The organism is Streptomyces sp. NPDC006365 (genome assembly GCF_042870755.1).
In the GTDB taxonomy this organism is placed as follows: Bacteria; Actinomycetota; Actinomycetes; order Streptomycetales; family Streptomycetaceae; genus Streptomyces; species Streptomyces xiangluensis.
Map to the genome: position 1 here is coordinate 96,099 of NZ_JBIAHS010000023.1, position 19,511 is coordinate 115,609.

The following is a 19,511-nucleotide window of genomic DNA, read 5'->3' on the forward strand; positions in this document are numbered from 1 at the left end:
ATGGGTCTCCGCGACGCCGCGGAGGTCCATCAGGAGCCCGCCAGGCCTCAGCGCAGGCGGGCCACTCGCCACACGGCGAGGACGACGACCAGGGCGACGATCACGGCGTACGCGATCACGACCCGCCAGTCCGGGCGGCGGCCGGAACCGCGCTGTGGCAGGCCGGGCCAGGTGTAGCCGACGCGGCGGGCGGCCATCATGCCCCAGCCCGCGGCGCAGGAGGAGATCAGCAGGCCGAGCATGGCGATCATGGCACCGCTGTCGCCGAAGTCGAACGCCAGCGGGAAGGCGAACATCAAGGAGCCGAGCGCGGCCAGGCCCACGATGGGCGCGAGCTGCCAGATCCGCAGCCGGCGCTGTGGACGCAGCTCAACCTCGACCTCGGGCTCCGCGAACATCTCGTCGGGCCCGGGTCCGTCGGCGGTCACGCCGCCCGGGGTTTCGTCGGGTCCGTCGGGGCTCAGTCGGTCCCCGTCCGGATCCTGCTGATCCCTTACGGTGTCGTGCTCCGTGCCTTGTGCGGTGTCGCGAGGGCCGGCCTCCATCGCCACGCGCCCTCCCAACTCGGACTCCACTTGGTCGATCGAAGCTCGATGATGGCACGGTGTCAGAGGCCGGGATGACGGGCGGAGCGTCCCGATGCCATGACGTGATCAGGCTGTAACCGGTCGTTCGACCAATGCCAGGGCATGCCGCGGAAGTTCCGTGAGATCCGCCGCGGCCCCACTGAGCCAATGCACCCGTGGGTCGCGCCTGAACCAGGAATCCTGACGGCGCGCGAAGCGCTTGGTGGCGCGTACGGTCTCGGCCCGCGCCTCGCCGTCGGTGCACTCCCCGGAGAGCGCCGCCAGAACCTGCTGGTAGCCGAGCGCCCGCGATGCCGTACGCCCCTCACGCAAGCCTCGCGCCTCCAGCGCGCGCACCTCGTCGACGAGCCCTTCGTCCCACATCCGGTCCACCCGGCGGGCGATGCGCTCGTCGAGTTCGGGACGCGCCACATCGACGCCGATCTGCACGGTGTCGTAGATGGAGTCGTGGCCGGGCAGGTTGGCGGTGAAGGGCTTGCCGGTGATCTCGATGACTTCGAGGGCGCGGACGATCCGGCGTCCGTTGCTGGGCAGAATCGCATGGGCCGCTTCGGGATCGGCGACCGCCAGCCGGGCGTGCAGGGCGCCCGAGCCGCGCAGAGTGAGCTCCTCCTCCAGGCGGGCCCGCACTTCGGGGTCGGTACCGGGAAACTCCAGGTTGTCGACGGCTCCCCGGACGTACAGGCCGGAGCCGCCCACGAGGATCGGCCAGCGCCCCTCGGCGAGGAGGGCGTCGATACGGGCGCGGGCGAGCCGCTGGTACTCGGCCACGCTCGCGGTCACCGTCACGTCCCAGATGTCCAGGAGGTGGTGCGGGATGCCTCGACGCTCCTCGGGCGTCAGCTTGGCGGTGCCGATATCCATCCCCCGGTAGAGCTGCATGGAGTCGGCGTTGACGATCTCGCCGCCGAGTTGCTGGGCAAGCTGGACTCCCAGATCGGACTTTCCCGCCGCGGTAGGACCGACGACGGCGATGACCCGCGGGGCGGGGGCTGCACTACTCACCGCAACAGTCTCGCAAACCTCCGGGCCTCTCCTCGAACGAGTTACGTGACGCCACGGGTCCGGGGTCGTTGCCTGTTGCGAGGTTCCAGCCGCCGGTTTTGAGGACCGGCGGACCGGGCGACGCAATGGGACGCACCGGGCGGCACGGAATTTCGCCCACACGAGTAGGGTATGGAGTTGATATGGGCGTTTTTGCACGGCTTCTTCGGAAAGACAAGCCTAAGTCCAATAGGCCGGAGGAGGCGTCAACCGCTGAGCCGCAGGACGACACCCTGACGGCCCAACCCGAGGCGAAGGCTGACACGGAAGAAGCGGCGGAGGAAGCTGCGCAGTCGGCCGATACCGAGGACGGGGCCGCGGAGAAGGCGGCGGAGTCCCCGGAGTCCGAGGCATCGGACGGCGTCGAGATCCCCAAGCAGCAGTCCGCCGAGGAGGCGGCCGACAACGAGGCCGACGAGGGCGCCCGCCAGTAACCGTCCCGCGAGGGAGGAGAACCGTGGGTCTCCTGGAGAGTCTGAAGACCAAGCTCACGCCCGCCAAGGGAAAGGTCTCGCACCTCGCGCAGCAACACGGGGGCAAGATCGAGCAGGGTCTCGACAAGGCCGCGAAGCTGGCAGACAAGAAGACCAAGGGCAAGTACAGCGGCAAGATCCGGACGGGCACGAGCAAGGCCAAGGGTGCCCTGGACCGGCTTGCGCACAAGGAGAGTGACGGGACGGACGGCGGCATGACGCCTCCTCCACCCGCACCGCCACCGCCCTCGGCATCCTGAAGGACAGCACATCGGCGGACGGCCAGGGAGCCCTTGGGGGTTCCGGGCCGTCCGTCCTGTTGTCGGCTTGTTGGCAGACGCCCAGCAAGCGACACAGACTCAGCGCCGCCGCCCCAGGGCTCAGTGCCCGCTTGTGACTCGGTGCCGGCTCAGCTCCACCCCAGTGGCCCTCCGCCTACGCCAGACCGAGCCGGCCCGCTACGGCCGCGCCCGTCGCCTCGCGCCTACGACCACGCCGCCACCAAGTACCCCACGCCGTAAGGCGCGTCCTCGTACAGTAGGGCGCCGCTGAGCCCCGCGCCCTCGGCCGCACCCGCGAGCACCTGCCAGGGCGCCCGGCCGGAGGCCATCAACTCCCGTGCCAGCGCGGCGTCCAGCGTCTCGAGCGCTGCCACGTCCGCCGCCGCCAGCGCACGCGCGACCTCCGCGTCGAAATCCGTCGCCCGCTCGTCCAGATACCCTGGTGCCTTGAGCGACCGGCAGGCGCTGGCGTCACCCATCACCAGCAGTGCCACTCTCTCGGCCCGCGCGACGGTTTCCTTCCCGATCTGAATACACCGCTCGGCCGCGAGAGGTTCCCCCACACCGAGACCTTCCACAGGTGCGTGGGACCACTCCGTTCGCTGCAGCAGCCAGGCAGCCACGGCGAGCGAGACCGGAAGCTCACGCTCCGGCGCGGCCGAATCCGGCCTGCCTTCGCCCGGACCAACACCCGGACCAGCGCCCAAACGCACCTCGAGGTCCACGCCGAACCCGCGGAACGAACCCCGCGAGCCCTCCTGATACGACCCTTGCCGACTCGGCTCGGCGGGGCCGACGACCACGAGCCGGTCGGGGCGGGCGGCGGCCAATACGCCGAGGGCGTCCGCACATGCCGCGCGCGCTGTGTCCAACTCGGGCGCCGCACCCGCGGCGGCCTCGGGTACGAGCAGCGGCGGACAGGGGCAGACAGCGGCGGCGACCAGCATGATCGTCAGCCTACTGCCGCGGTCCCGAGTCGGAGCAACCTGCGCCCATGGCCCCCTTCGCGCGTGCGGATCAGTGTGCGGAGCAGCCCCCCGTCGGGGCCGGCAGCGGCGCCGGAACGCCCACGGCGGGCAGCCCGAGCATCACGCCCGCGGGCTTCGCAGTCCCGGTCGTGTTGCGCTTCTCCCAGGCATCCCCCGCGCGCGTGCGGCGCACATCGAGGACGGCGCCCTCGGCGAGCAGGTGGTGCGGGGCGGCGTAGGAGATCTCCACGGTGACCACGTCACCGGGGCGGACCTCGGCGTCGGGCTTGGTGAAGTGCACCAGGCGGTTGTCGGGGGCGCGGCCGGAGAGGCGGTGCGTGGCGCCGTCCTTGCGACCCTCTCCCTCGGCGACCATCAGCTCCAGGGTGCGACCGACCTGCTTCTTGTTCTCCTCCCAGGAGATCTCCTCCTGGAGGGCGACAAGACGCTCGTACCGCGCCTGTACAACCTTCTTGGGGATCTGGTTCTCCATGGTGGCCGCCGGGGTTCCGGGGCGCTTGGAGTACTGGAACGTAAACGCTTGCGCGAAGCGGGCCTCACGGACCACGTGCAGGGTCTGCTCGAAGTCCTCCTCGGTCTCTCCGGGGAAGCCCACGATGATGTCGGTGGTGATCGCGGCGTGCGGGATCGCGGCCCGGACCTTCTCGATGATCCCGAGGTACCGCTCCTGCCGGTACGAGCGGCGCATCGCCTTCAGGACGGGGTCGGAGCCGGACTGGAGCGGCATGTGGAGCTGCGGCATCACATTCGGTGTCTCGGCCATCGCGGCGATCACGTCGTCCGTGAAGTCGCGCGGATGGGGCGAGGTGAAGCGGACGCGCTCCAGGCCCTCGATCTTCCCGCAGGCCCGCAGCAGCTTGCTGAAGGCCTCACGGTCGCCGATGTCGGAGCCGTAAGCGTTTACGTTCTGACCGAGCAGCGTGATCTCACTGACTCCTTCGCCGACCAAGGCCTCGATCTCGGCGAGGATGTCGCCGGTCCTGCGGTCCTTCTCCTTGCCGCGCAGCGCCGGGACGATGCAGAACGTGCAGGTGTTGTTGCATCCGACGGAGATGGAGACCCACGCGGCATACGCGCTCTCGCGGCGGGTCGGCAGCGTCGACGGGAACGCCTCGAGCGACTCGGCGATCTCGACCTGCGCCTCTTCCTGTACGCGGGCGCGCTCCAGGAGGACGGGCAGCTTGCCGATGTTGTGCGTACCGAAGACGACGTCCACCCAGGGCGCCTTCTTCACGATGGTGTCGCGGTCCTTCTGCGCGAGACAGCCGCCGACGGCGATCTGCATCCCTGGCCGCTTCGACTTCATCGGCGCGAGGCGGCCGAGATTGCCGTACAGGCGGTTGTCGGCGTTCTCCCGCACCGCGCACGTGTTGAAGACGACGACATCCGCGTCACCGTCCGCCCCCTCGGGCGCACGTACGTAGCCGGCGTCCTCCAGCAGCCCGGAGAGCCGCTCGGAGTCGTGGACGTTCATCTGGCACCCGTAGGTTCGGATTTCGTAGCTCTTAGATCCTTGAACGTCCACTGCGAGGCTCCGGTCGCTGCTGCTGGTCATTCCTCAAGGGTAGGCGGTTGCTGGAGAACCCTGTCCCGGTGTTTTCCAAGGCGAGCGCCTCCCGAAGCACAAGAGCCGGGCGCCCGGGTGCCCGGCTGCTCCGTCGAGGGGGTGGGACGCGAGGGACCCGTGATGCAATGGGCACCACAGAGCAGTTCACGGGGTGGAGTGGGGCGTGTTGAGCAACGGTGGGGCCGATGCCGGTGGTTTCCAGCCACTGGAGGACGGCGATCCGCGGGTCGTCGGCGGCTACCGGCTGGTGGCCCGGCTCGGGTCCGGTGGCATGGGGCGGGTCTATCTCTCGCACACGCCGGGCGGGCGAACCGTCGCGGTCAAAGTGATCCGGCCGGAGCTGGCCGAGAACGCCGAGTTCCGAAAGCGGTTCCGGGCGGAGGTGGCCGCGGCGAGCCGGGTGCACGGGCTCTATACGGCTCCGGTCGTGGACAGCGACACCGAAGACCCCATGCCGTGGTGTGCGACCGCCTATGTGCCGGGGCCGTCCCTCGCCGACGCGGTGCGCGACCACGGTGCGCTGCCCGTCGACACCGTGCTGCGGCTGATCGCCGGTGTCGCGGAGGCCCTGCAGGCGGTGCACCGCGAGGGCATCGTGCATCGGGATCTCAAACCGTCGAATGTGCTGCTCGCCACGGACGGGCCGCGGGTCATCGACTTCGGTGTCGCACGGGCGGTGGATGCCACGTCGGTGACGCAGAGCGGGGTGGCCCTCGGGACGGTCGCCTATATGGCGCCGGAGCAGGCGCTCGGCGGGGAGGCCGGCTCCTCGGCCGATGTGTTCGCGCTGGGGCAGATGGCCGTGTTCGCGGCGACGGGCGGCTCCGCCTTCGGGGCAGGGGATCCGCACGCGGTGCTCTATCGGGTGGTGCACGAGGAGCCCGATCTCAATCGCGTGCCGATGGAGATACGGGAGTTGGTGGCACGGTGTCTGCGCAAGCCCGCCGCCGAGCGACCTTCCGTCGAGGACGTCATACGCTCCGTTCAGACGATCCAGACGCATCGCGGTGACGAGGCGCGGTTCACGTCCGGCGCATGGCTGCCGGGCGAGCTGGCGGCGGGCATCGCGGCTCGGGCCGAAGGGGCCGATCAGGCCCGGGCGGGGGTGACTCAGGGCACTCACGCTTCCGGCGGATTCGGGCCCGCCGGTTCCGGCGGCTTCGGGCCCCCGGCAGCCTACGCCGCCGACTCGCCGTCCCATGCCGCGCTGCCCGGGCCCTTCGTGATGGGGCCAGGCGCCGCGCCGGGTCCGTACGCTCCGCCTTCCTGGCCGCAGCCGCAGGAGCCGGCGGCCGCACAGACCTCCTCGGTGGCCTCGGGTGAGGCCGGCCGCAAGGCCCGGGGCTTGTTGTTGTCGGCGGTTGCCGTCGTGCTCGTCGCCTGTGGGGCGGCCGCAGCGCTGCTGCTCGTTCCGGGCGACGGCGACAAGAGCGACGGCCGGGCGCAGGAGGTGGCTGCATCACCGTCGGCCACGGCCGCCAAGGCGTCGCCGCCGGCGTCCGGCTCCCCCTCCTCGGCCTCGGCCTCGAAGAAGCCCAAAGCCACCAAGTCCGCTCTGCCGCCCGGCCCTTCGGGGGCCGCGACGCCCACCCGGACCACGACTTCGGCTCCCCCGGCAGCCGCATCCAGCAGACCCCCGTCGCCGACGGCCCCTGTCCCGATGACGTACGCAGGGATCCAGATGACCAAGAGCCACGACCTGTATCTGGCGGACACTCCGGTGCGGTCCAGAGCGGACACCGGGACCTCCGACGAGGATCTGACGTACGCCGTCTACTCCTCGGGCGCGGTCCTCGCCCCCGGCACCGACGCCGGCAGCTCCCTCGCCCTGCTGCCCGTCGGTCGGCAAGGGGGCCTGGACGTGTGCAAGGCGGCGACCGGCTACAAAAGCTACATCTGGGTCAAGGACCTCACCGTCGGCCAGCAGATGTGCGTCATCAGCGGGACGGGGCACGTGGGGCTGGCGACGTACCAGGGCTCGTCCGGGACGACGTACGCCACCTTGGACGTGAAGGTGTGGCGCAACGCGGCCTAGGAGTGGCCTAGGAGGGCTCGTCCGCGACGCGTACGACCGCCAGAGAGATGTTGTCGGGGCCGGCGCGATGGCAACCTTCCACAGTTCGAAGGCCGTCCTGCCGTCGTCGTGCGTCCGTATCACTTCGTCGAGCACGTCCGTCGTCAGCGGGTCCGTCAGCCCGTCGGCGCAGATGCGGTAGCGGTCGCCGGACGACAGGGGCGCGACTGCCACGTGGGGGCGGATGGCGCGGTGTGTGAGGCATCCGCCCAGGCACTGGGTGACGAGGGACGTGGTGCGCCGCCCGGGTTCGAGCGGTGGGCTGTCGTCGACGCTCACCTGGCGCAGCCCGTCGCAGGAGGCCGCGATGACCCAGCCGTCACTCACGATGATGACCAGCAGCGAGCCGGGGCGTATGTCTTCGTGCCCATCTCGTACACCAGGGCACGGGGTCCCCACGCGCGCGTGACCGGTGTATTTCCAGGCCGTACGGTCTCCGCGCGCGAAGCGGGTGCCGTGGACGTCCGGCCCTGGTCATTCCCGTCGGTGAGCTGGCAGGATCGCGCGCATGTTCCAGGAACTCTCCCGTATCGGCAGACGTCGGGCCCTGCAGGGTTCGGCCGCCGCCTTCGTGGCCTTCGGGCTGCTGTTGTGGTGGCTGCTGCCCCTGGGCAAGAGCTCACCGGGCGGATCGGTCTCCTTCAGCACTGGGTCGGCGACCGGCGTGTACCAGCTCTACGGGACGCTGCTGCAGAAGGCGCTCGCAAAGGACATGCCGCGCCTGAAGGTGAAGCTACGGGAGAGCGTGGGCTCCCTGCAGAACGTGGAGCGGGTGGCCACCGGGGAGGACGACTTCACCATCGCGGCGGCAGACGCGGTGAAGAAGTACCAGCGGGAGGGCGGTCGGGGCGCGGATCTGCTGCGCGGCTGCGCGCGGCTGTACGACGACTACGTGCACGTGATCGTCCCCCAGACCTCCTCCGTGGAGAACATCGCGGATTTGAAGGGCATGAAGGTGGCGGTGGGGCAGCCCGACTCCGGAGTGCGGCTGATCGCGGAGCATGTGCTGAGGGCGGCCGAGCTCGACCTGGAGACGGACGTCGAGCCGGTGTCCGTCGGCATAACGGAAATGCCGGAGCTGCTCGAGACGGGGAAGATCGACGCCTTCTTCTGGTCCGGCGGGCTTCCCACGGGTGCAGTGGCCAAGCTCTCGAACAGGTTCGACATCAAGCTGGTCCCGATCAAAGAGGCCCTCGTGAAGGAGCTGCACAAGCAAGGCGGGGAGGCCGAGTACTACCGGTCCGCCGTCATGCCGGCGGAGGCCTACCCCAGCGCCCAGTCCGGAGAAGCCGTGCCGACGGTGGCGGTGGCGAACCTGCTCGTGACACGGGCCGACACGGACGCGAAGCTGACCGAGGGGATGACCCGCACAGTGATCAACAGCCGCGACAGCATCGGCGACAAGGTGCACGCGGCGCAGCGCGTGGACCTGCGGACCGCCATCTACACCGACCCGTTGGACCTGCATGAGGGCGCGGGGCGCTACTACCGCTCGGTCAAGCCGTAGCGCTCGTACGACGGCCGCCGGCCGCGCCAGGCCAGTCCCCCCTCGGCAATCGCCTCACAGGCGCCTCAGCGGCCCGTTCAGGCCCCGGGCACCGTCCGCGGCACGCTCACCGTCACCTTCAGACCGTGCGGCTCGCGGTGTTCGTACGCGATGGAGCCGCCGCCCGCGGCCAGCAGGGCTCGGGAGATGGACAGCCCGAGGCCCGAACCCTTGACATTCTGGTGGCTGGGACTGCGCCAGAAGCGGTCGCCGACGCGGGCGAGTTCCTCGTCGCTGAGGCCGGGACCACGGTCGGCGACCACGACGGTCGAGACCGTGCCATTGGAGGCGACCTCGACCTCGACGCACTCTCCCTCAGGGGTGAACTTCAGAGCGTTGTCGATCACGGCGTCCAGGGCGCTGGAGAGGGCGACCGGGTCGGCCCAGGCGGTCGTGGCGGGGCAGATCCCGACGAGTCGTACGCCCTTGTCGTCGGCGACCGGCGACCAGGACGCCACGCGCTCGGCGGCCAGCTCGCCGATGTCGGTGAGCCGCAGGTCCGCCTCGGCGTGCTCGGCGAGAGCGAGGTCCAGGAGGTCGTCCAGGACCTGGGCGAGGCGCTTGCCCTCGGTGCGGACGGACGCGATCTCCTCGTTGCCCTCGGGGAGTTCCAGTGCGAGCAGTTCAATGCGCAGCAGCAGGGCCGACAGGGGATTGCGCAGTTGGTGTGAGGCGTCGGCCACGAAGGCGCGCTGCTGCTCCAGGACGTCCTCGACGTTGTCGGCCATCTCGTTGAACGACCGGGCCAGACGCCTGAGTTCCGGCGGCCCGCCGGTAGCCGCGACGCGGGACTTCAGCCGTCCGGTCGCGATGTCGTGGGTGGTGGCGTCGAGGACACGTACGGGCCGCAGCACCCACCCGGTCAGGCGCAGCGCGGCGCTGAGCGCGAGGAGCATCGCGGCGATCTCGCCCGCACCGATGATCAGCCATCCACGGAGGATCTTCGAGCGCATCTGCCCGGTGGGCGAGTCGGTGACCACGACGGCGAGGACGTCGCCGTCCCGGATGACGGGCGACGCTACGACGAGACGGTCCCGCTCCCACGGCCAGACCTGCTTCGGGTCGTGGCTGCGACGGCTCTGGAATGCCTCGTCGAACGCGTCGCGGACCTCGCCCTGCTCGGGGATGTACCAGTCCACGGGCGCATTGGCCATGACCTCTTCGCGGTAGAAGACGCCGGCCTTGATGTCGTACAGCCCGTTGTACTTGATGAGTTCCCTGGTGAGGGTCTTGAGCCGCTCGTTCGGGGAATTGACCCGTGAGCCCTTCGGGGGGCTCGTGACGAACTGCGCCAGGGACGCGAAACGTGCCGTGTCGTCGATCCGGTCGACGACCACCTTCTGCTGCTGGGCGGCCGCCAGGCTGATGGCGAGAGGGACGCCGAGCGCGAGCAGCACCGCCGCCATCAGGACGATGAGCAGCGGGAGGAGTCGTGAGCGCACCTGAGCCCGCTATGCGACGGGCGCGACGAGCCGGTAGCCGACGCCGCGCACGGTCTCGATCAGGGCGGGCATGCGCAGTTTGGAGCGCAGGGAGGCGACATGCACCTCCAGGGTGCGCCCGGTCCCCTCCCAGCTGGTGCGCCACACTTCGCTGATGATCTGCTCCCGCCGGAACACCACTCCGGGGCGCTGGGCGAGCAGCGCGAGAAGGTCGAACTCCTTGCGGGTCAATTGGACAACTGAACCGTCCACGCTGACCTGGCGGGTGGGCAGTTCGATACGTACGGGACCCAGGTGCAGTGAGGTCTCTATAGGGACGGTCGTTTCGTCGGGAACGGTGCGCCGGCTGACGGCGTGGATACGAGCGAGCAGTTCACCGGTGTCATAGGGCTTCACTACGTAGTCGTCGGCGCCTAGGTTGAGTCCGTGGATCCGAGAACGTACGTCGGAGCGCGCGGTCACCATGATGACCGGGGTACTGGTGCGCTTACGGATCTTGCCGCACACCTCGTAGCCGTCCTGGTCGGGCAACCCCAGGTCGAGCAGGACCACTCCGAAACCCGCACCCTCCGGGACGAGCGCCTGGAGCGCCTCCTCCCCGCTGCGGGCGTGCGTGACGTCGAAGCCATGGCGCGCGAGGACCGCGGACAGAGCGGCGGCGACATGGTTGTCGTCCTCGACGAGGAGCAGTCGCATTCCGGCCCCCTTCGGTTCATCGGCCATACAGTCTCGGCGCGTAGAGATGGGCACGCGTGCGTGCACCAAGGCAGTCACGCCGATGCGCAAGTACGGCGTCAAGAGGGTTCGGGTCACGGCGGGTTTCCGTTACCCAGCCGGTACGGACCGGAGGCGACCGTTCACGAAGAGTGTCCGGTTGCTACCAGATCGTTATGCTCAATTTCCCCTCAGATGTAATGACGCTGGTCGTACGGCGTTACTACTGTCCTCCGCAACCGAGGAGGACGGAGCAAGAGGCCGATGACCGAAGTATCGGTGACCAAGGACGCCGTACCCACGGCCGACGATCTGGTCGTGCTGAAGAACGTCAACAAGCACTTCGGCGCGTTGCACGTGCTCCAGGACATCGACCTGATCATCGCTCGTGGTGAAGTCGTCGTGGTCATCGGACCCTCCGGGTCCGGAAAGTCCACCCTGTGTCGCGCCATCAACCGCCTGGAAACCATCGAGTCGGGAACCATCTCGATCGACGGAAAGCCGCTGCCCGCGGAGGGCAAGGAACTCGCCCGGCTGCGTGCCGATGTCGGCATGGTCTTCCAGTCGTTCAACCTGTTCGCGCACAAGACGGTGCTCGAGAACGTGACGCTGGGCCAGCTCAAGGTCCGCAAGGCGGACAAGAAGGCCGCCGAGGAGAAGGCACGGGCGCTGCTCGACCGAGTGGGCGTTACCGCCCAGGCGGACAAGTACCCCGCACAGCTCTCGGGCGGTCAGCAGCAGCGCGTAGCGATCGCTCGGGCTCTGGCGATGGATCCCAAGGTCATGCTCTTCGACGAGCCGACCTCGGCCCTCGACCCGGAGATGATCAACGAGGTCCTGGAGGTCATGCAGCAGCTCGCACGCGAGGGCATGACCATGATCGTCGTCACGCACGAGATGGGCTTCGCTCGTTCGGCTGCCAACCGTGTCGTCTTCATGGCGGACGGCCGAATCGTCGAGGAGGCTGTGCCGGACCAGTTCTTCAGCAACCCGCGCAGTGACCGAGCCAAGGACTTCCTGTCGAAGATCCTTCACCACTGACGACCTGCGCCACCCTCAACGACGGCATTCTCCTCACCAGTCAAAGGATGTTCACCATGAAGCTTCGCAAGGTCACCGCCGCGGCGGCCACCGCGCTCGTCCTCTCCCTTACCGCGACGGCCTGTGGTGGAGACGGCGACAGTGACAGCGCCGACTCGGGGTCGGGCTCGGGCGGCGGCGACAAGATCAAGATCGGCATCAAGTACGACCAGCCCGGTCTGGGCCTGAAGGAGCCGGACGGTTCCTTCTCCGGCTTCGACGTGGACGTGGCGACGTACGTGGCCAAGGAACTCGGCTACGACGCCGACCAGATCGAGTTCGTCGAGACGAAGACCCCCGACCGGGAGAACGCACTGAAGCGCGGTGACGTGAAGTTCATCGCGGCCACCTACTCGATCAACGACGAGCGCAAGAAGTCGGTCGACTTCGCCGGCCCCTACCTGCTGGCCCACCAGGACCTGCTGGTCAAGGCCGACTCGGACATCACCGAGGCCACCGACCTCAACGACAAGAACCTGTGCTCGGTGACCGGCTCCACCTCGGCGCAGAACGTCAAGAACGACTTCGCCCCGGAGGCCAACCTCACCGAGAGGAGCGGCTACTCGGAGTGCATCGCCGCTCTGCAGAGCGGCGCCGTGGACGCGTTGACCACGGACGACTCGATCCTTGCCGGCTTCGCCGCGCAGGAGCAGTACAAGGGTCAGTTCAAGCTCGCCGGCCTGAAGCTGAGCAACGAGAACTACGGCATCGGCGTGAAGAAGGGTGACACCGAGACCCTCGACAAGATCAACGCCGCGCTGGAGAAGATGGTCAGCGAGAAGGCCTGGGACAAGGCGGTCACGGACAACTTCGGTCCGGCCAACTACAAGAACGAGCCCGCGCCGAAGATCGGCCAGATCGTCAAGTAGCGCGAGGGTTCACTGGCGTGCCGTCGCCGATTGCGATCAAGGCGGCGGCACGCCGCGCTGTCCACGTACGACACACACCCGGAAGCGCGGGAAATCGTGTTCGACTTTCTTTCAGAGTATGACGACCCGAGCCTGTTGGGCGCCTTCTGGACGACGGTACAGCTCACCGTCTTCTCCGGCGTCGGCTCCCTGGTCTGGGGCACCGTCCTGGCCGCGATGCGGGTCAGCCCGGTGCCACTCATGCGCGGGTTCGGCACGGCCTACGTCAACATCGTCCGGAACATCCCCCTGACCGTCATCATCGTCTTCACCTCGCTCGGCCTCTCCGACATTTTCCGAGTGACGATGGGGGCGTCCGACTTCGAGGTCCGAGCCTTCCGCCTGGCGATCCTCGGTCTCGTCGCCTACACCGCGGCCTTCGTCTGCGAGGCGATCCGTTCCGGCATCAACACGGTGCCGCTCGGACAGGCCGAGGCTGCCCGCGCCATCGGACTGAACTTCACTCAGACCCTCCGGCTCATCGTCCTGCCACAGGCCTTCCGTTCGGTGATCGGCCCGCTGGCCAACGTGCTGATCGCCCTGACCAAGAACACGACCGTGGCGGCCGCGATCGGCGTGGCCGAGGCCGCCCTCCTGATGAAGGAAATGATCGAGAACGAGGCCCAGACACTGCTCATCGGCGCCGTCTTCGCATTCGGGTTCGTGGTACTGACCCTCCCGACCGGCCTCTTCTTCGGCTGGCTCAGCAAGCGACTGGCGGTGAAGCGATGAGCTCCGTTCTCTATGACACTCCGGGGCCCCGCGCCAAGCGGCGCAACGTGCTCCTCTCGGTGGTCTTCTTCGTCCTGCTCGCTCTGCTCCTGTGGTGGATCTGGCAGACCCTGGACGACAAGGGCCAGCTGACGTGGGCCCTGTGGAAGCCGTTCACCGAGTCCCAGGCCTGGACGACGTATCTGCTGCCCGGCCTTGGCGACACGCTGAAGGCCGCGTCACTGGCCATGCTGATCGCCCTTCCGCTGGGCGCGGTCTTCGGTATCTCGCGCCTCTCCGACCACCTGTCGGTGCGGGGTTCCGCCAGCGCGGTGGTCGAGTTCTTCCGGGCGATCCCGGTACTGCTTCTGATGCTGTTCGCCAACGAGTTCTACGACCGCTACACGAACGTCACCAGCGAACAGCGGCCCCTCTACGCGGTCGTCACCGGCCTGGTGCTCTACAACGCGTCCGTCCTCGCCGAGATCGTACGGGCCGGCATCCTGTCCCTGCCCAAGGGCCAGTCGGAGGCCGCGATGGCCATCGGCCTGCGCAAGGGCCAGACGATGACCAGCGTCCTGCTGCCGCAGGCTGTCACGGCCATGCTGCCGGCCATCGTCAGCCAGCTCGTGGTCATCGTGAAGGACACCGCACTGGGCGGCGTGATGATCGGGTTCACCGAGTTGCTCAACACGCGCGGCACTCTTGCTGCCAACTACGGCAACGTCGTTCAAAGCTTCGTCGTGGTGGCGGTCATCTACATCGTGCTCAACTTCATCCTCACCAGCTTCGCGAGCTGGCTGGAGCGCAGGCTGCGCCGCAGCAAGAGGAGCACGGGCGCGGTCCTCGGGGCCGACAATGTGGACGACATCAACGCCGGCGAGGTGGGGGGCACGGCGGCGACCGGTGCCGGCGGCTCCATCTGATGGACAGTCAAACAGCGTGACCCGTACGGAGGCAGTGGCGTGATCGCCACTGCCTCCGTCACTTGACGCAAGCACCACCAATAGGTTGCATACGTTCTGTGATCGTGCACCCTGCTCCAGCTGCAAGTCCCGACAGGACACTCAGGACACCACTCCGGGCAGGGGGAGCCACGCCGTGGACCCGGTGATCATCGTCGGAGCGGGGCCCGTCGGGCTCACGCTGGCGCTGGCGCTGGCGCGTCAGGAGGTGCCTTCCGTCGTTCTGGACGAGGGCCCCGGCAAGGACGAGCAGCGGCCCGCACGAACCGTCGTACTGCGTGAGGACACCGCCGCGCTGATGGGGCGGCTCGCGGGATTCCCGATCGCCGAGGCCGGTTTCCGTTGGGCCGGATGGCGGTCGATGCGGCGCAAGCAGGTGATGCAGCAGATCACGTTCGGCGACGACGAACCCGCACCGCTGCACATCGCCCAGCACGTGCTGACGGCCGCCCTGCGGGACGCGATCGCGGGCGAGCGCCTGATCAAGATCGCCGTGGAGAACCGCCTCGACTCGATAGAGCAGGAGAAGGCGGGCGTGACGGCGCACACCCGCGGCCCCAAGGGCACATGGTGGCGCGGCAGTTACCTGATCGGTTGCGACGGTCCGCGATCGACCGTCCGCAAGCTCCAGGACATCCGCTTCGCGGGACGTACGGCCGTGGAGCGGCACGCCGTCGCGGCGCTGCGTACGGAACTTCCGTGGCCCGGCGAGGCGTTGTTGCACCGGATGCCGCCATGGCGGACGTCCGGGCCTTCGGCCGGAGAAGTGACCGGGCGTCCCCTCGCCAACGGCGTGTGGCGGCTGGACTGGCTGCTGCCGCCGGGGAAGGACCTGGTCACCCCCGACCTGCTGGTGGCGCGCGTCCGGGAGACCCTCGCGGGCTGGAGCGGGGGCTCCACACCTCCGTACGAACTGCTCGACACCGGAGTCCACATCGTCCACCACCGCCTGGCCCGCCGGTGGCGGGTCGGCCGGGTCTTCCTCGCCGGAGACGCCGCACATCTGCTGGGCGCACTCGGCGCCCAGGGGCTCGACGAGGGCCTGCGGGACGCCGACAACCTCGCATGGAAGCTGGCCCTCGCCTGGCACCACGGTCCGCATGAGGCGCTGCTCGACAGCTACCAGGTGGAACGGCGCGCCATCGTTGCCGCCCGGCTGCGCGCGGCCGACCAGTCGCTTCCGCTGCTGCGCGCCGGCGGAGGCCTGCGCTCCGTCGTGCCCGGCTCGGCCCGCGGCCACGATGCGCTGCTCACAGACGGTCACCTCGGACGCGGCCCGCTGGGCGCGCCGGGGGCGTACGCCGATTCGCCGCTCACGCCTCCACGCGCCGAGTCGGCGGCCGAGGTCGCCACGGAGGTGGGTGCTCCGGTCGTCGATGTGCGGGTGACGGCGGAGGACGGTTCGTTCGTGCAACTGCGGGATCGGCTGGGTCGTGACGCGCTCCTCGTGCTGTTGATCGCGCCGGGTACGGGTGTGTGGGAGCGCAAGCACTGGATGACTGCCGGGATCATGCCTCGGCTCGCGGCCGCCGTGACCGCGCTGCCGCACCCCGCCGAACTGCTCGTCGCGGAGGCCTATCCGGGCGCCGCCGCACACACCGTGCTGCTGATCCGCCCCGACGGACACCTGGTCACGGCGCTGAGCGGGGTGCGCCCGGCCGATCTGTACGAGGCCGCCGAGGCGACGCTGGGCAGACCACGGGCCACGGCCCAGACCACGGCGGGAACGAGCTGAGCCGCCCCCTGTCCACACGGCGCCACCGAGCCCTTGTCCATACAGCGACTCCGGGTTGACCGGCCCGCACCGCCATGGTGTACTCCGGATCGTGACAGACACCTGTGTGCACCTGTGGCGGAGGGTCCATATGGACCTCGTCCGCTATGCAGGCTGCGTGTGTCACTCGTCCTGCTGAATTCGCATCCCAGTCACCCGCGCGCGCCACCCCCTGTTCGGCCCGCGCCCCCGCGCGAACACTCATCAGGACGGTACCCGTGTCTGTGTCACCCTCTGCCTCCGCTCCCATGGACAGCACGCCCACTCGCGCCACCCCCACCCAGGCCGACCTGCTGGACTTCGTCCGGCGAACGGCCGCCGACACCGGGCTGATCGCCTCACTCCCGCTCGACCCTGAGGGCCGTACCTGGGTACGTCTGGAAGGACCCGGCGGCAGCGAGGCCTGGCTCATCGGATGGCCGCCCGGCACCGGCACGGGCTGGCACGACCACGCCGAGTCGATCGGGGCCTTCCTCACGGCGTCGGGCGAGCTCAAGGAGAACTCGCTCACGGCCCGGCTGCCCACCGACGGCTGGAAGACCCTGGAACTCACCGAGGGAATCGACCAGGAACGACGACTGCCGGCCGGCAAGGGACGCGCTTTCGGTCGCAACCATGTGCACGAGGTACTCAACGAGTCCACCGAGCAGCACGCGATCTCCGTCCACGCCTACTACCCGCCGCTGCCCCGGATCCGCCGCTACAGCCGTACCGGCCAGGTCATGCGCCTCGAGCAGGTCGAACGGCCGGAGGACTGGCAGTGAGCACCGAACGACCCGTGGGAATCGACGAGTTGCTCGAGCACGTCCGCTCGGACCTCGACCGCGTAGAGGCTGCGGATGCCTACCATGCCGCGCAGGCCGGCGAGGCTCTACTGGTCGACATCCGCTATGCCTCTCTGCGCGACCGTGACGGCCTGATCCCCGGCGCCCTCGTCGTCGAGCGCAACGAACTGGAGTGGCGACTCGACCCACAGGGCAGCCATCGCGCCCCCGAGGCCACGAGTCATGATCTACGGATCGTGGTGGTCTGCAACGAGGGCTACGCGTCGAGCCTCGCTGCCGCGTCACTGCGGCAGTTGGGGCTGCGCCGGGCTACGGATCTGGTGGGGGGCTTCCAAGCGTGGCGGGCGTCTGGGCTTCCGGTGACGTCTTAGCCGTCGGGACTCCAAGCGCCGCTGTCGGAGTTCCATGCGCATCGGCGCGCGTACGTGGCGTGAGCAGCGTGAATGGAGTGCGTACCCGGCTACTTGGGCATAATAGCGGTGGGGGCGGGCCAGCTGCTACCCGGCGACCAGGGTGCGCCTCGCAGCCACAATCGGGCCTCTGGATCAGGCCCCCTCGTCCCCCAACCCCTCCGTGTCCTCCCCCTCTTCCTCCAGCGCCTGCCGGACCACTCTGAGCGCCATGCCCTCGGAGTAACCCTTGCGGGCGAGCATGCCCGCAAGGCGCCGTAGCCGCTTGTCGCGGTCGAGGCCCCGGGTGGAGCGGAGCTTGCGTGCCACGAGCTCCCGCGCCGTCGCCTCCTCCTGCTCGGAGTCGAGCTGTCCGACCGCCTCGTCGATCAGCGTCGAGTCCACACCCTTGGTCCGCAGCTCCTGTGCCAGCGCCCGCCGGGCCAGGCCCCGGCCGTGGTGCCGGGACTCCACCCAGGCGTCCGCGAAGGCGCTGTCGTTGATCAGGCCGACCTCTTCGAAGCGGGACAGCACCTCATCCGCCACATCGTCCGGGATCTCGCGCTTGCGCAGCGCGTCCGCGAGTTGCTTTCGCGTGCGCGGAGTCCCGGTGAGCAGACGCAGGCAGATGGCCCGCGCCCGCTCAGCCGGGTCCCCTGAAGGCTCCCCCGCCTCGGCCCTCGACGAGGTAGGGGGGCCTCCATCCTTCGAGCCGCCGGACGACTCCCCGAAGCCGCGCCTCCGGCGGCCACGAGACCGTCCATCACGGCCACCGCCCCAACTCACGCCGCTGCTTGGTGCACCGTCACCATGCCCCAAACCGTCAGGAGGGGGCGGACCGTCACCACGGCGCGGGCCGCCGTGCGGCCCGTCATCACCGTCCGGATCACTTCCGTACGCCCCCTCGGCGCCCAATGCGCCGGTGCCGTCCAGCCCGTGACCGCTGTTCGCCCCGTCGTCGTCTCCGATGGAGCCGACGCCACCTCGATGCCCCCGCGCCTCCGGGGCACCGGGATGGACGTACTCGGCCCAGTCGGTTCGTCGCGTCATGGATCAGCTCTTGGCCGCCGCGGCCTTCGACTTGGTGGCCTTGGCCGCCGGAGCGGGCACCGCCTTCGCTGCCTCGCCCGGGACTGCCGCGACCGCCGCGTCCGCGCCCGGCTCGACCGTCGGCTCCACCGGCTTCACGCCGACGCCCAGCTTCTCCTTGATCTTCTTCTCGATCTCGTTGGCGAGGTCGGGGTTGTCCTTCAGGAAGTTACGAGCGTTCTCCTTGCCCTGGCCGAGCTGGTCGCCCTCGTACGTGTACCAGGCGCCGGCCTTGCGGACGAAGCCGTGCTCCACGCCCATGTCGATCAGGCCGCCCTCGCGGCTGATGCCCTGTCCGTAGAGGATGTCGAACTCGGCCTGCTTGAAGGGTGGCGCAACCTTGTTCTTGACGACCTTGACACGGGTGCGGTTACCGACCGCGTCCGTGCCGTCCTTCAGGGTCTCGATGCGGCGGATGTCCATGCGCACCGAGGCGTAGAACTTCAGCGCCCGGCCACCGGTCGTGGTCTCCGGGGAGCCGAACATCACGCCGATCTTCTCGCGCAACTGGTTGATGAAGATCGCGGTGGTCTTGGACTGGTTGAGCGCGCTGGTGATCTTCCGCAGGGCCTGGCTCATCAGGCGGGCCTGCAGACCCACGTGCGAGTCACCCATCTCGCCCTCGATCTCCGCGCGCGGCACGAGGGCGGCGACGGAGTCGATGACGATGAGGTCGAGGGCGCCGGAGCGGACCAGCATGTCCACGATCTCCAGGGCCTGCTCGCCGTTGTCCGGCTGGGACAGGATCAGGTTGTCGATGTCGACGCCGAGCTTCTTCGCGTACTCGGGGTCGAGGGCGTGCTCCGCATCCACGAACGCCACCTGACCGCCGGCCTTCTGCGCGTTCGCCACCGCGTGCAGCGTCAGGGTCGTCTTACCGGAGGACTCCGGTCCGTACACCTCCACCACTCGGCCGCGCGGGATGCCGCCGACGCCGAGCGCTACGTCGAGTGCGGTCGACCCGGTGGGGATGACCTCGATGGGCTCGTTCGGCCGCTCGCCCATGCGCATCACTGCGCCCTTGCCGAACTGCCGTTCAATCTGTGCGAGTGCGGCTTCGAGGGCCTTCTCGCGGTCGGTTCCTGCCATGGGT

The 19,511-nt window shown here is 69.1% G+C and carries 20 protein-coding genes; 12 read left to right on the top strand and 8 right to left on the bottom strand.

Annotated elements, in window-relative coordinates:
• Nucleotides 1–47: 47 nt before the first annotated feature.
• Both ACFYO0_RS40090 and miaA read right to left on the bottom strand, forming a co-directional pair.
• Nucleotides 48–545, bottom strand: a complete 498-nt coding sequence (locus ACFYO0_RS40090; RefSeq protein WP_033318902.1) for a hypothetical protein — start codon at nt 543–545, stop codon at nt 48–50.
• 108 nt (nt 546–653) lie between these two features.
• Nucleotides 654–1,592: a tRNA (adenosine(37)-N6)-dimethylallyltransferase MiaA gene (miaA, locus tag ACFYO0_RS40095; protein WP_388686337.1), complete on the bottom strand. Its 939-nt coding sequence runs from the start codon at nt 1,590–1,592 to the stop codon at nt 654–656.
• 182 nt (nt 1,593–1,774) lie between these two features.
• Here miaA and ACFYO0_RS40100 point away from each other — a divergent pair, with 182 nt between their 5' ends.
• Together ACFYO0_RS40100 and ACFYO0_RS40105 are read left to right on the top strand one after the other, a co-directional pair.
• Nucleotides 1,775–2,065: a hypothetical protein gene (locus ACFYO0_RS40100; RefSeq protein WP_388686339.1), complete on the top strand. Its 291-nt coding sequence runs from the start codon at nt 1,775–1,777 to the stop codon at nt 2,063–2,065.
• Nucleotides 2,066–2,088: 23 nt separating this feature from the next.
• Nucleotides 2,089–2,364, top strand: a complete 276-nt coding sequence (locus ACFYO0_RS40105) for an antitoxin (protein ID WP_388686341.1) — start codon at nt 2,089–2,091, stop codon at nt 2,362–2,364.
• A gap of 224 nt (nt 2,365–2,588) precedes the next feature.
• Here the strand turns inward: ACFYO0_RS40105 and ACFYO0_RS40110 are convergent, their stop codons facing one another.
• Both ACFYO0_RS40110 and miaB read right to left on the bottom strand, forming a co-directional pair.
• On the bottom strand, nt 2,589–3,332 hold the full coding sequence (locus tag ACFYO0_RS40110; protein ID WP_388686342.1) for a class III extradiol dioxygenase subunit B-like domain-containing protein: 744 nt from the start codon (nt 3,330–3,332) through the stop codon (nt 2,589–2,591).
• A 70-nt stretch (nt 3,333–3,402) separates the two neighbouring features.
• Nucleotides 3,403–4,929: a tRNA (N6-isopentenyl adenosine(37)-C2)-methylthiotransferase MiaB gene (gene miaB, locus ACFYO0_RS40115; RefSeq protein WP_388686344.1), complete on the bottom strand. Its 1,527-nt coding sequence runs from the start codon at nt 4,927–4,929 to the stop codon at nt 3,403–3,405.
• A 175-nt stretch (nt 4,930–5,104) separates the two neighbouring features.
• Here miaB and ACFYO0_RS40120 point away from each other — a divergent pair, with 175 nt between their 5' ends.
• A complete protein-coding gene (locus tag ACFYO0_RS40120) occupies nt 5,105–6,976 on the top strand; it encodes a protein kinase (RefSeq protein WP_388686346.1) in 1,872 nt (623 codons plus the stop codon).
• Between the two features lie 547 nt (nt 6,977–7,523).
• Nucleotides 7,524–8,522, top strand: a complete 999-nt coding sequence (locus ACFYO0_RS40125; RefSeq protein WP_388686348.1) for a TAXI family TRAP transporter solute-binding subunit — start codon at nt 7,524–7,526, stop codon at nt 8,520–8,522.
• 77 nt (nt 8,523–8,599) lie between these two features.
• Here ACFYO0_RS40125 and ACFYO0_RS40130 read toward each other — a convergent pair whose 3' ends face one another.
• Both ACFYO0_RS40130 and ACFYO0_RS40135 read right to left on the bottom strand, forming a co-directional pair.
• Nucleotides 8,600–10,003, bottom strand: a complete 1,404-nt coding sequence (locus ACFYO0_RS40130) for an ATP-binding protein (protein ID WP_388686350.1) — start codon at nt 10,001–10,003, stop codon at nt 8,600–8,602.
• Between the two features lie 9 nt (nt 10,004–10,012).
• A complete protein-coding gene (locus ACFYO0_RS40135) occupies nt 10,013–10,699 on the bottom strand; it encodes a response regulator transcription factor (RefSeq protein ID WP_388686351.1) in 687 nt (228 codons plus the stop codon).
• A 282-nt stretch (nt 10,700–10,981) separates the two neighbouring features.
• On the opposite strand from ACFYO0_RS40135, the gene ACFYO0_RS40140 reads away from it, so the two are divergent.
• The 8 genes from ACFYO0_RS40140 to ACFYO0_RS40175 all read left to right on the top strand — a co-directional run bounded on the left by ACFYO0_RS40140 (nt 10,982) and on the right by ACFYO0_RS40175 (nt 17,311).
• Nucleotides 10,982–11,758, top strand: a complete 777-nt coding sequence (locus tag ACFYO0_RS40140; protein ID WP_388686353.1) for an amino acid ABC transporter ATP-binding protein — start codon at nt 10,982–10,984, stop codon at nt 11,756–11,758.
• Between the two features lie 56 nt (nt 11,759–11,814).
• Nucleotides 11,815–12,666 (top strand): glutamate ABC transporter substrate-binding protein, encoded by an 852-nt coding sequence (locus tag ACFYO0_RS40145; protein ID WP_388686354.1) that lies wholly within the window; start codon nt 11,815–11,817, stop codon nt 12,664–12,666.
• Nucleotides 12,667–12,762: 96 nt separating this feature from the next.
• On the top strand, nt 12,763–13,437 hold the full coding sequence (locus ACFYO0_RS40150; protein WP_388686388.1) for an amino acid ABC transporter permease: 675 nt from the start codon (nt 12,763–12,765) through the stop codon (nt 13,435–13,437).
• Nucleotides 13,434–14,342 carry an amino acid ABC transporter permease gene (locus tag ACFYO0_RS40155; protein ID WP_388686356.1) on the top strand — a complete coding sequence of 303 codons (909 nt, stop codon included), beginning with the start codon at nt 13,434–13,436 and terminating at the stop codon, nt 14,340–14,342. The genes ACFYO0_RS40150 and ACFYO0_RS40155 overlap by 4 nt, the downstream gene beginning before the upstream one ends.
• A 190-nt stretch (nt 14,343–14,532) precedes the next feature.
• The gene (locus tag ACFYO0_RS40160) at nt 14,533–16,116 is read left to right on the top strand and encodes an FAD-dependent monooxygenase (RefSeq protein WP_388686389.1); all 1,584 of its coding nucleotides are present in this window, start codon (nt 14,533–14,535) and stop codon (nt 16,114–16,116) included.
• Between the two features lie 106 nt (nt 16,117–16,222).
• Nucleotides 16,223–16,294 (top strand): putative leader peptide, encoded by a 72-nt coding sequence (locus ACFYO0_RS40165; RefSeq protein ID WP_328774051.1) that lies wholly within the window; start codon nt 16,223–16,225, stop codon nt 16,292–16,294.
• Nucleotides 16,295–16,373: 79 nt separating this feature from the next.
• Nucleotides 16,374–16,919, top strand: coding sequence for a cysteine dioxygenase (locus ACFYO0_RS40170; RefSeq protein WP_388686357.1), 546 nt, complete (start codon nt 16,374–16,376; stop codon nt 16,917–16,919).
• Nucleotides 16,910–17,311 (top strand): rhodanese-like domain-containing protein, encoded by a 402-nt coding sequence (locus tag ACFYO0_RS40175; protein ID WP_388686392.1) that lies wholly within the window; start codon nt 16,910–16,912, stop codon nt 17,309–17,311. Before ACFYO0_RS40170 ends, ACFYO0_RS40175 begins: the two co-directional genes overlap by 10 nt.
• Before the next feature lie 174 nt (nt 17,312–17,485).
• Here ACFYO0_RS40175 and recX read toward each other — a convergent pair whose 3' ends face one another.
• Both recX and recA read right to left on the bottom strand, forming a co-directional pair.
• The gene (gene recX / locus ACFYO0_RS40180; protein ID WP_388686359.1) at nt 17,486–18,379 is read right to left on the bottom strand and encodes a recombination regulator RecX; all 894 of its coding nucleotides are present in this window, start codon (nt 18,377–18,379) and stop codon (nt 17,486–17,488) included.
• Between the two features lie 3 nt (nt 18,380–18,382).
• Nucleotides 18,383–19,507 (bottom strand): recombinase RecA, encoded by a 1,125-nt coding sequence (gene recA / locus ACFYO0_RS40185; protein WP_388686361.1) that lies wholly within the window; start codon nt 19,505–19,507, stop codon nt 18,383–18,385.
• Between the last annotated feature and the right edge of the window lie 4 nt (nt 19,508–19,511).

Bases quoted from the DNA above. Each gene is read 5' to 3' on its own strand.
- ACFYO0_RS40090 (WP_033318902.1), bottom strand. From the start codon at position 545: ATGGAGGCCGGCCCTCGCGACACCGCACAAGGCACGGAGCACGACACC.
- ACFYO0_RS40100 (WP_388686339.1), top strand. From the start codon at position 1,775: ATGGGCGTTTTTGCACGGCTTCTTCGGAAAGACAAGCCTAAGTCCAAT.
- ACFYO0_RS40110 (WP_388686342.1), bottom strand. From the start codon at position 3,332: ATGCTGGTCGCCGCCGCTGTCTGCCCCTGTCCGCCGCTGCTCGTACCC.
- miaB (WP_388686344.1), bottom strand. From the start codon at position 4,929: ATGACCAGCAGCAGCGACCGGAGCCTCGCAGTGGACGTTCAAGGATCT.
- ACFYO0_RS40125 (WP_388686348.1), top strand. From the start codon at position 7,524: ATGTTCCAGGAACTCTCCCGTATCGGCAGACGTCGGGCCCTGCAGGGT.
- ACFYO0_RS40135 (WP_388686351.1), bottom strand. From the start codon at position 10,699: ATGCGACTGCTCCTCGTCGAGGACGACAACCATGTCGCCGCCGCTCTG.
- ACFYO0_RS40140 (WP_388686353.1), top strand. From the start codon at position 10,982: ATGACCGAAGTATCGGTGACCAAGGACGCCGTACCCACGGCCGACGAT.
- ACFYO0_RS40145 (WP_388686354.1), top strand. From the start codon at position 11,815: ATGAAGCTTCGCAAGGTCACCGCCGCGGCGGCCACCGCGCTCGTCCTC.
- ACFYO0_RS40155 (WP_388686356.1), top strand. From the start codon at position 13,434: ATGAGCTCCGTTCTCTATGACACTCCGGGGCCCCGCGCCAAGCGGCGC.
- recX (WP_388686359.1), bottom strand. From the start codon at position 18,379: ATGACGCGACGAACCGACTGGGCCGAGTACGTCCATCCCGGTGCCCCG.
- recA (WP_388686361.1), bottom strand. From the start codon at position 19,507: ATGGCAGGAACCGACCGCGAGAAGGCCCTCGAAGCCGCACTCGCACAG.